Below are 10,750 nucleotides of genomic sequence, written 5' to 3'. Positions count from 1 at the left end.
GCGCTGTGCCTCCGCGTCAGAACTTGATCCCCCCGAGCATCCCGGCGACGTTCGTCGTCAGCTGCTTGATCGTCGGGGCCACGGACGAGCTGGCCAGGTAGAAGCCCAGCAGCATGCACACGAACGCATGCCCGCCCTTGAGCCCGGACTTCTTGATGAGCAAGAAGACGATGATCGCCAGCAGCACCACCGCCGAAATCGAGAGTGCCACGGCGGCTCACCTCCAAATACGCATGGACCGGACAGAGTTGAGGGAACGGGACCGCCTGGACGGCCCCACGCCCCGGGTATGCCGAGGGCTCTTTACCCCATACCCACGACGCGCAAGGGATCATAACTTTCCGGACGCGCGCATATGTCGGTGCACGGAAGCAAGAAAGGGGCGCACGAGCCTTTCACCGCCCGGCGATTGGGGTCCTCGCGCCCCGGAGGGGAGGGCCCGCCTCCGCTCCGTCCGGGCGGAGCGCCCCGCCGTGCGCCCCCGCCGACGGGCGAATGACGCGACACGGTTCTAGGCTCCGTGCATGACCGGTCCCTCCTTCCCCCGGCAGTACGCCCGCACCCAGCGCTTCACCCTGGGCGCGCCGCGCGGGTTCACCGTCTCCCCGGACGGCGCCCGCGTCGTCTTCCTCCGTTCCGCCACGGGGGCCGACCGCAGCCAGCGGCTGTGGGTCCTCGATCTCGGCGAGGGGCGGGAATTCACCGCCGCCGATCCGTCCGCCCTGCTCCCCGGCGCGTCGGAGGACCTGCCTCCCGAGGAGCGGGCGCGGCGCGAGCGCACCCGTGAGGGGTCGGCGGGGATCGTCGGATACGCCGTCGACGCGGCGGTGGAGCTGGCCGCCTTCCCCGTCTCCGGCCGGCTCTTCGTCTCCGAGCTGCGGGCCGGCACCACCCGTGAACTTCCCGCCGCGGGCCCGGTGGTGGACCCGCGTCCCTCGCCGGACGGCCGCCATGTCGCGTATGTGTCCCGGGGCGAGCTGCGGGTGGTCCCGGCGGACCCCGGTACCGGCGGTCCGGACGGGGACCGCGCGCTGGCGTGTCCCGAGGGGCCGGAGGTGACCTGGGGGCTCGCGGAGTTCGCCGCGGCCGAGGAGATGGACCGTCACCGGGGCTACTGGTGGTCCCCGGAGAGCGACCGGGTGCTGGCGGCGCGGGTGGACAACACGCCGGTGCGGCGCTGGTGGATCTCCGACCCCGCGCACCCGGACCGGGAGCCCGTCCCGGTCGCCTATCCGCAGGCCGGCACGGACCAGGCGGAGGTCACCCTGGCCCTGTTCGGTCTGGGCGGCTCCCGTACGGACGTCGTCTGGGACCGCGTCCGTTACCCGTATCTCGCCCGGGTCCACTGGTCGTCGGGCGGCCCGCCGCTGCTGCTGGTGCAGTCCCGCGACCAGCGTGAGCAGCGCGTGCTGACGGTGGACGAGGCGACCGGGGAGACCCGGACGGTGCACGACGACGAGGACGCGGCCTGGGTGGAGCTGTTCACCGGGTCGCCGGCCTGGACGCCGGACGGGCGGCTGGTGCGGATCGCGGACGAGGGCGGTGCGCGCCGGCTGTTCGTCGGCGACCGTCCGCTGACCGCCGCGCCGTTGCACGTCCGGGCGGTGCTGGACGTCGGGGAGGAGGACGTCCTGTTCTCCGCGAGCGGTGCCGAGAACCACGACATCGGGGTCTACCGCGCCTGGTACCGGGGCAGCGGTGACCAGGGCGGCTGGGAGCGGGTGGGGGCGCGGCCGTATCCGTCGGTGTCGTCCGCGGTGCGCGGCGGGGATGTCGTCGTGCTGTCCCAGGCGTGCCTGGAGCGGCCGGGCACGCAGGTGGACGTGGTGCGGCTGGGCGCGGACGGTGCGGAGCGGACGCTGGCGGCCCTGGGGTCGTCGGCGCAGGAGCCGGTGATCACCGCGCGGCCGCGTCTGGTGCTCGCGGGCGAGCGGGAGATCCCGTGCGCGGTGCTGCTGCCGGACGGTTACGCGGAGGGCGACGGTCCGCTGCCGGTGCTGATGGACCCGTACGGGGGGCCGCACGGGCAGCGGGTGGTGGCCGCGCACAACGCGCACCTGACGTCGCAGTGGCTGGCCGACCAGGGGTTCGCGGTGATCGTCGCGGACGGCCGGGGCACCCCGGGCCGCTCCCCCGCCTGGGAGAAGTGCATCTCCCGGAAGGTCGCGGAGACCGCCCTCGCGGACCAGGTCGACGCGCTGCACGCGCTGGCCGGGAGTTTCCCGCTGGACCTGGGGCGGGTGGCGGTCCGGGGCTGGTCGTTCGGCGGTTATCTGGCGGCCCTGGCGGCGCTGCGGCGTCCGGACGTCTTCCACGCGGCGGTGGTCGGCGCGCCGGTCACCGATCTGCGGCTGTACGACGCGCACTACCAGGAGCGCTATCTGGGGCATCCGGACGAGGAGCCGGCGGTGTACGCGGCGAACTCGGTGGTCACGGACGAGGGGCTGTCGGGGGCGGTCGGGCCGCACCGGCCGATGCTGATCGTGCACGGGATGGCGGACGACAACGTGGTGGTGGCGCACGCGCTGCGGCTGTCGTCGGCGCTGCTGGCGGCGGGCCGTCCGCACGAGGTGCTGCCGTTGTCCGGGGTGACGCACATGACCCCGCAGGAGGAGGTCGCGGAGAACCTGTTGCTGCTTCAGGTCGACTTCCTCAAGCGGTCGCTGGGGCTCCGCTGAGGGCGGCCGGCCGGGTTTCCCGTCGGGGATTCCCGGCCGGCCCACGGCACCCGCACGGCCGTACGGTGTTCAGCATGACGCGTCCGTATATCGGTGTGACGACAGGAAAGTTACCCCTCTGTTAACCGCGATTGTCACCGACATGCCCCTGATGTCCCTTGTTGCCGGTGGCTGTCAAGCACGCCTGTGCGTCGATCTGCGCAACGTTCGCTCAAGAAGCTGACCACCTGCGCGCCAGCCACTCCGATCCCCTTGACTCCGCCATAAATCACTTGCGAAAGTCCGCTCATCCAGCGGTGCGGATCGGTGCCGCTTCACGTTCCAAGAGAACTCGGCGCGGGGGCACTTCGCGATGACCAGTCCATCCCAGACCGCGGCTACCAAGCCCGACACCCCCGGGCCGGAGCCCAAGGGTCTCAAGAAGAACAAGAAGAAGAACGCCGAGGGCGGTGAGCTCGTCGGTCGCTCCCCCGGCCAGCTGATGTGGACGCGCTTCAAGCGCGACCGTACCGGCGTGATCTGCGCGATCGTGGTGCTGGCGTTCTTCGTGGTGTCGGCCCTGGCCCCGGTCATCGCGTCCCTCTACGGCAAGAACCCGTACACCCTGTACGGCAACGAGCAGGCCGGTCTGCTGGACGAGTTCGGCTTCCCGGCCGGGCCCAACGGCGGCATCTCCGGCGACTTCTGGTTCGGTGTCGAGCCGCAGCTCGGCCGCGACCTGTTCACCCAGCTGCTGTACGGCATGCGGACCTCGCTGGGGATCTCCGTCATCGTGACGATCCTCGTCGTCCTCACCGGCATCGTCCTCGGTGTCACGGCCGGCTACCTGGGCGGCAGGACCGACTACTGGCTGGGCCGGGTCATCGACTTCCTGCTCGCCTTCCCGAGCCAGCTGACGTTCGTGGCGTTCATGCCGGTCGTCGTGGCGCTGTTCGTGCCCCCGAGCGACGAGACGCCGACCTATGTCCGTGTCTGCGCGCTGGTCATCGTGCAGTGGGCGCTGGGCTGGATGGGTCTGGCGCGTCTGCTGCGCGGTCAGGTGCTCTCCCTGCGGGAGCGGGAGTTCGTGGAGGCGGCGAAGATCACCGGGGCCTCGCCCTGGCGCATCATCCGCAAGGAACTGCTGCCGAACGTGGTCACCCCGATCCTCGTCCAGAGCACCTACATGCTGCCCGGTTTCGTGACGGCGGAGGCCGGTCTGTCCTACCTCGGCGTCGGCATCATGGAGCCGACGCCGGACTGGGGCCGGCTGTTCCACACCGCGGGCAACATCTACGAGAACGACCCGACCTTCCTGCTCTTCCCCGGCGCCGCGATGGTCATCTTCGTGCTGTGCTTCAACCTCCTCGGGGACTCGGTCCGGGACGCATTCGATCCCAAGTCGGGGCGCTGAGCGCCCACCAGCGGGGGCTCGCTGTCACCCCCGCCCGGACCCGTACCGGATGCGTCGGACAGCACATGGACAACGACTGACAGGCAGGTGCTTGGACCTCATGAACGGACTCTCCTCGCGCAGAGCGCGCGCGACGATCGTGGCCCTGGCGGCCGGATCCCTCGCGCTGACCGGTTGCAGCGGCGGCAGCAAGACGAGCAAGGACAACGCGAAGACGGACGCGGACGCCGCCGTCCAGTCCAAGGCCGTGCCGCTCGGCAAGGCGTCGGACTCCACCGGCCCGGCCGCCCCCGTCAAGGACGCGCAGTCCGGCGGCACCATCCGCGTCTACCAGCGTGACAGCTACAACCACCTGGACCCGGCGCAGATGTACGTCAGCGACATGAAGGCGCTGGCCCAGCTGATCTTCCGCGGTCTGACCAGCTTCAAGCAGGACGACAAGGGCAACATGACCCTCGTCGGCGACCTCGCCACCGACGCCGGCCAGATGTCCGACGGCGGCAAGACGTGGAAGTACACGCTCAAGGACGGCATCAAGTTCGAGGACGGCAAGCCGATCACCTCGAAGGACATCCGCCACACCATCGAGCGGATGTACGCCTCCTTCATCACCGACGGCCCGACCTACGTCCAGCAGTGGCTCTCGGGCAGCGGCACGAAGTACCGCAAGGCGCTGCCGGACGGTCCGTACAAGGGCAAGCACCTGCCCGACAGCGTCCTGGAGACGCCGGACGAGAAGACGGTGATATTCCACTTCAAGGAGCCGCAGACGCAGCTCCCCTACGCGCTGGCGATGCCGGGCTACAGCGTCGTCCCGGACAGCGACAAGGACACCAAGGAGAACTACGACGTCAAGCCGGTCACCTCCGGCCCGTACAAGATCGCGTCCTTCAAGGACGGCAAGTCCATGCAGCTGGTGCGCAACACCAACTGGGACCCGAAGACCGACGCGATGCGCCACCAGTACCCCGACGGGTACAACATCACCTTCAACCACCAGGCGTCGGACTCCACCAAGCGCCTGATGGCCGACCAGGGTGAGGCGAAGAACGCGATCAGCTTCACCAACGCGGTCGACCCGGCGATCACCAAGCAGGTGCTGGACAACGCCAGCGCCAGCAAGCGCCTGGTGCAGGGCTACCAGCCCTACGTCTGGCAGATGAACATGAACATGCAGCGTCTCACGGACAAGCGGATCCGTGACGCGATCACCTACGCCCTGCCGAGCGCCCAGATCGTCCGGCTGAACGGCGGCAGCTACGGCGGCGAGATCGCCGGCGGCCTCCTCGCCCCGACCGTCGCGGGCTACGAGAAGGGCTACGACCCCTACGGCAAGACCAAGCACCCCAACGGTGAGCCGGAGAAGGCGAAGAAGCTCCTCAAGGAGGCCGGCAAGGAGGGCATGAAGCTCGTCTACGCCTACGCCAACACCGAGGCCCGCCAGAAGGAAGCCGTCGTCGTCGCGACCGCGCTGGAGAAGGCCGGCTTCGACGTGCAGAAGAAGGAGATCGACTCGGCCTCCTGGTACCAGCAGATGGGCAAGGTCAAGAACGGCTTCGACATCTACATGACGGGCTGGGGCCAGGACTGGCCCGACGCCTCGACGGTGATCCCCCCGTCGTACGACGGCACCCAGATCCAGGACGGCGCGTCGAACTACTCGCACGTCGACGAGAAGCACGTCAACGAGGAGATCGTCCACATCTCCCGGATGACGGACATCGCGAAGCAGACCAAGGCGTGGCAGGAGCTCCACCACTACATCGTGGAGAAGGTCAACCCGGCCGCTCCGGTCTTCTTCACCAAGACCCTCCAGCTGTACGGCTCGAACATCGGCGGCGTCCGCTACAACCTCGACGTCAGCTACCTCGACCCGAACACGCTGTTCCTGAAGAAGAAGTAAGCACACCGAAGGCACTCCGGAGAGCGCGCGCACGGCGGGGCACGCGCTCTCCGGGGCCTTCCCGGACCCCCTCACGCCCACAGCCGCCGCCGTCCTGAGAGCAGCGAACTGTCATGCTTCAATTCCTATTTCGCCGGACGTTCGGCGCGATCGTCACCCTCATCCTGCTGAGCGCCTTCACCTTCTTCGTCTTCTTCGCCGTCGGCGACCCGGCCCTGATGTCCTGCGGCAAGAACTGCACCGCCGACAACGTGGCCCTGATCCACCACAACCTCGGCCTCGACAAGCCCCTGCCGGAGCAGTACTGGGAGTTCCTCAAGGGCATCTTCGTCGGCCGTGACTACACGATGGGTCACTGCAACGCCCCCTGCTTCGGCTACTCGTTCGCCACCAAGCAGGACGTCTGGGCGACGCTCATGGACCGGCTGCCCACCACCGTGTCGCTGGCCGTCGGCGGTACCGTCGTCTTCCTGACGATCGGTCTGGGCGCGGGCCTGCTCGCCGCCTGGAAGCGCGGCACCTGGATCGACAAGATCGTCACCGGTGTGTCGATGGTGCTCAGCTCGGTGCAGATCTACATCCTCGGCCCGATCGTGCTCGGCCTCTTCGTCTACAGCGGCGTGATGGGTTCGCCCAAGTACGTGGACTTCACCAGCAACCCGGGCGGCTGGTTCATGGGCCTGCTGCTGCCCTGGCTCGTGATGGCGACGATCTTCACCGCGCAGTACACCCGTATGTCGCGCTCGACGATGATCGAGCAGCTCCAGGAGGAGCACGTCCGCACGGCCAAGGCCAAGGGCATGCCGGCGCGGTACGTCTTCATGCGCTACGCCTGGCGCGGTTCGCTCATCCCGATCGTCACCATCCTCGGCATGGACCTCGGCTCGCTGTTCGGCGGCGCCATGATCACCGAGTACACCTTCTCGCTCGCGGGCGTCGGCCGCCTCGCGATCAACTCCGTCACCACCCTCGATCTGCCCATGGTCCTGGGCGTGCTGATCTTCAGCGCCGCCCTGATCCTGGTGTTCAACATCATCGTGGATGCGACGTACGCCTTCATCGACCCGCGCGTGCGCCTGTCCTAGGAGAGCCTGACGTGACCACACTCACCAAGCCCGAAGGCACGCCGGCCCCGACCGGGCCGGGCTCCTTCCTCTCGGTACGCGACCTGCATGTCCGGTTCTCCACCGAGGACGGCATCGTCAAGGCCGTGGACGGCCTCTCCTTCGACCTGGAGAAGGGCGAGACGCTCGGCATCGTCGGCGAGTCGGGTTCCGGCAAGTCGGTGACGAACCTGGCGATCCTGGGGCTGCACAACCCCAAGGCCACCACCATCACCGGCGAGATCCACCTCGACGGCGAGGAGCTGACCTCCGCCAAGGAGAAGACCCTGGAGAAGCTCCGGGGCAACAAGATGGCGATGATCTTCCAGGACGCGCTCACCGCCCTGTCGCCGTACTACACCGTCGGCCGGCAGATCGCCGAGCCGTTCATGAAGCACACCGGCGCCAACAAGCGCGAGGGCCGCGAGCGGGCCATCGAGATGCTGACCAAGGTCGGCATCCCCCAGCCGAGCCTGCGCGTGGACGACTACCCGCACCAGTTCTCCGGCGGTATGCGCCAGCGCGCGATGATCGCCATGGCGCTGGTCTGCGACCCCGAGCTGCTGATCGCGGACGAGCCGACGACCGCCCTCGACGTCACCGTCCAGGCGCAGATCCTCGACCTGCTCAAGGACCTCCAGCAGGAGTTCGGCTCCGCGATCATCATGATCACCCACGACCTGGGCGTCGTCGCCAACACCGCGGACAAGCTGCTGGTGATGTACGGCGGCCGGGCCGTGGAGCGCGGCTCCGTCCGGGAGATCCTCACCCAGCCCCGGCACCCGTACACCTGGGGCCTGCTCAGCTCCATGCCGCGGCTGTCCTCGGACGTCAACGAGGAGCTGCACCCGATCCCCGGCTCCCCGCCGAGCCTGCTCACCCCTCCGTCCGGCTGCGCCTTCCACCCGCGCTGCGGCTTCACCGCCGAGGTCGAGGGCGGGCTGTGCTCCACGGAGCGGCCGCTGCTCCCCGACGGGCGGGCCGCCGCCTGCCACCTCAGTGCCGCGCAGCGGCAGACCTTCTTCACCGAGCAGATCAAGCCCCGGCTGGGCTAGGGAGTCACCACCATGACCGAGAACGCCACCCTCCCCGCCCCCCGCGGTTCCGTCCCGGCACCGGGCGAGCCGCTGCTCGTCGCGGAGGGGCTGACCAAGCACTTCCCGATCTACGGCGGCTTTCCGTTCAAGCGGAAGGTCGGCGCGGTGCAGGCGGTCGACAACGTCGATCTGACCGTGCACGCCGGGGAGAGCTTCGGCCTGGTCGGCGAGTCCGGCTGCGGGAAGTCCACCACCGGGCGGCTGCTCACCCGGCTGATGGAGCCCACCGCCGGCAAGATCACCTACGCGGGCCAGGACATCACCAACGCGGGTCGCAAGGAGCTGGCGCCGATCCGCTCCGAGATCCAGATGATCTTCCAGGACCCGTACGCGTCGCTGAACCCCCGGCAGACCGTGGGCACCATCATCGGCGGCCCGATGGAGATCAACGGGATCAACCCGCCCGGCGGCCGCGAGAAGCGCATCCGGGAGCTGCTGGAGACCGTGGGTCTCAACCCGGAGCACTACAACCGCTTCCCGCACGAGTTCTCCGGCGGCCAGCGGCAGCGCATCGGGGTGGCCCGCGCGCTCGCCCTGGAGCCGAAGCTGATCGTCGCGGACGAGCCGGTCTCCGCGCTCGACGTGTCCATCCAGGCGCAGGTCGTCAACCTGCTCCAGGACCTCCAGCGCGAGCTGGGCATCGCGTTCGTGTTCATCGCGCACGACCTGGCGATCGTGCGGCACTTCAGCCAGCGCGTCGCGGTGATGTACCTCGGCAAGGTCGTCGAGGTCGGCACCCGTGACGAGATCTACAACCGGCCGCGCCACCCGTACACCCACGCGCTGCTGTCGGCCGTGCCGGAGGCCAAGCTGGTGGAGGAGGGCGAGGAGGAGCGCGAGCGCATCCGCCTCTCCGGCGACGTCCCCTCCCCCGTCAACCCGCCGTCGGGCTGCCGCTTCCGCACCCGCTGCTGGAAGGCGCAGGACAAGTGCGCGACGGAGGAGCCGAAGCTCCTCCAGGTCACCGGGAACGGCGCGGGCCATCTGACGGCCTGCCACTTCCCCGAGGAACCGACGACCGCGGCGCGGGGTGAGGACATCGTCCTCGACCCGGCACTGGCCGCGGCCGAGGAGGCACCGTCGGAGGGACCGGCCGAGGAGGCCGGTTCCGGCGACACGACCCGTTGACCCGGTCTCACCAGGGGGCGTCCGGCCGCTGAGCCGTACTCCCCCGCCTCCGCTCGGCACGGAGCCCGCCTCCCACACCCCAGGCACCACGGGAGGCGGGCTCCGTCGTGCTGTCCCGTGCCGTGGCGCGGCCGTTCAGCCGCTGCCCACCACCTCGCGTTCCTCCGCGAAGTGGCAGGCGGAGGGGTGTCCGGCCGGTCCGCCGGTGTCCCGGAAGCGTTCCGGGACGGTCAGCGGCGGGACCTTCTCGGCGCACACCTCCTGGGCCTTCCAGCAGCGGGTGCGGAAGGGGCAGCCGGACGGCGGGTCGGCCGGGGAGGGGACATCGCCGGACAGGATGATGCGTTCCCGGCGCTCGCGGGCCTCGGGGTCCGGTACGGGGACGGCGGAGAGGAGGGCCTGGGTGTAGGGGTGGGTGGGGTGTTCGTAGATCTCCTCGTCGGTACCGATCTCCGCGATGCGCCCGAGGTACATCACGCCGACGCGGTCGGAGATGTGCCGGACCACCGACAGGTCGTGGGCGATGAAGACGTAGGCGAGGCCGAACTCGTCCTGGAGGGCGGCGAGCAGGTTGACGACCTGGGCCTGGACGGAGACGTCGAGGGCGGAGACCGGTTCGTCCGCCACGATGATCTCCGGGCGCAGCGCCAGGCCCCGGGCGATGCCGATGCGTTGGCGCTGGCCGCCGGAGAACTGGTGCGGGTAGCGGTTGAGGTACTCGGGGTTGAGGCCGACGACGTCCAGCAGTTCCCGGACGCGCCGGCGGCGGTCGCCCTTGGGCGCGGCCTCGGGGTGGATGTCGAAGGGCTCGCCGATGATGTCGCCGACCGTCATCCGCGGGTTGAGCGAGGTGTAGGGGTCCTGGAACACCATCTGGATGTTGCGGCGTACGGCCTTGAGGGCGCGGCCGGAGAGCTTGGTGATGTCCTCGCCGCGGTAGAGGATCTGCCCGGAGGACGGGCGTTCCAGGCCGACCAGCATGCGGGCGACGGTGGACTTGCCGCAGCCGGACTCGCCGACGATGCCCAACGTCTCGCCCGCGCGGAGGTCGAAGGAGATCCCGTCGACGGCCTTCACGGCGCCGACCTGCTTGCGGAACAGGACCCCCTGGGTCAGCGGGTAGTGCTTGACCAGGTCGTGGATCTCCAGGACGGGCCCGCCCCCGGGGTCATCGTGCGCCATCGAGCGTCTCCTTCCAGAAGTGGCAGGCACTGGCCCGGCCGGGGCCCGCGAGGTGCAGCGGGGGGAGGTCGGTGCGGCAGACGTCCTGGGCGAGCGGGCAGCGGGGGTGGAAGGGGCAGCCGGACGGGATGGCGGTGAGGCTGGGCGGCAGCCCCTTGATGGCGTGCAGCCGGCGGCCCTTGCGGTCCAGGCGCGGGATGGAGTCGAGGAGGCCGCGGGTGTAGGGGTGCGCGGGCGCCTTGTACAACTCGCGGACGGGGGCGTGT

General features: G+C 69.7%; 9 protein-coding genes. 6 read left to right on the top strand and 3 right to left on the bottom strand.

The annotated features are described in order from the left end of the window. Positions 1 to 16: 16 nt before the first annotated feature. Positions 17 to 211 (bottom strand): hypothetical protein, encoded by a 195-nt coding sequence (locus AC51EU_RS21225; protein ID WP_496268601.1) that lies wholly within the window; start codon positions 209 to 211, stop codon positions 17 to 19. A gap of 313 nt (positions 212 to 524) precedes the next feature. Here AC51EU_RS21225 and AC51EU_RS21220 point away from each other — a divergent pair, with 313 nt between their 5' ends. The 6 genes from AC51EU_RS21220 (at position 525) to AC51EU_RS21195 (ending at position 9,302) form a co-directional block, all read left to right on the top strand. After that, the gene (locus AC51EU_RS21220) at positions 525 to 2,678 is read left to right on the top strand and encodes a S9 family peptidase (RefSeq protein ID WP_496268600.1); all 2,154 of its coding nucleotides are present in this window, start codon (positions 525 to 527) and stop codon (positions 2,676 to 2,678) included. A 352-nt stretch (positions 2,679 to 3,030) separates the two neighbouring features. After that, entirely contained in the window at positions 3,031 to 4,071 is a 1,041-nt protein-coding gene (locus AC51EU_RS21215) for an ABC transporter permease (RefSeq protein WP_496268599.1), read from the top strand. Positions 4,072 to 4,171: 100 nt separating this feature from the next. Further along, complete coding sequence (locus AC51EU_RS21210) at positions 4,172 to 5,974, top strand: ABC transporter substrate-binding protein (RefSeq protein ID WP_496268598.1); 1,803 nt, start codon at positions 4,172 to 4,174, stop codon at positions 5,972 to 5,974. A 113-nt stretch (positions 5,975 to 6,087) separates the two neighbouring features. Further along, on the top strand, positions 6,088 to 7,059 hold the full coding sequence (locus AC51EU_RS21205; protein WP_496268597.1) for an ABC transporter permease: 972 nt from the start codon (positions 6,088 to 6,090) through the stop codon (positions 7,057 to 7,059). Between the two features lie 11 nt (positions 7,060 to 7,070). Next, complete coding sequence (locus tag AC51EU_RS21200) at positions 7,071 to 8,132, top strand: ABC transporter ATP-binding protein (protein ID WP_496268596.1); 1,062 nt, start codon at positions 7,071 to 7,073, stop codon at positions 8,130 to 8,132. 12 nt (positions 8,133 to 8,144) lie between these two features. Next, entirely contained in the window at positions 8,145 to 9,302 is a 1,158-nt protein-coding gene (locus AC51EU_RS21195; RefSeq protein WP_496268595.1) for an ABC transporter ATP-binding protein, read from the top strand. Between the two features lie 135 nt (positions 9,303 to 9,437). On the opposite strand, the gene AC51EU_RS21190 is transcribed toward AC51EU_RS21195, so the two are convergent. Both AC51EU_RS21190 and AC51EU_RS21185 read right to left on the bottom strand, forming a co-directional pair. Further along, positions 9,438 to 10,484, bottom strand: coding sequence for an ABC transporter ATP-binding protein (locus AC51EU_RS21190; RefSeq protein WP_496268594.1), 1,047 nt, complete (start codon positions 10,482 to 10,484; stop codon positions 9,438 to 9,440). Beyond that, positions 10,471 to 10,750: oligopeptide/dipeptide ABC transporter ATP-binding protein (locus AC51EU_RS21185; protein ID WP_496268593.1), on the bottom strand; the 280-nt coding region annotated here is incomplete at its 5' end. The genes AC51EU_RS21185 and AC51EU_RS21190, both read right to left, overlap by 14 nt.

Source organism: Candidatus Streptomyces philanthi (assembly GCF_059553635.1).
This window is presented reverse-complemented; position numbering and strand designations above follow the sequence as displayed.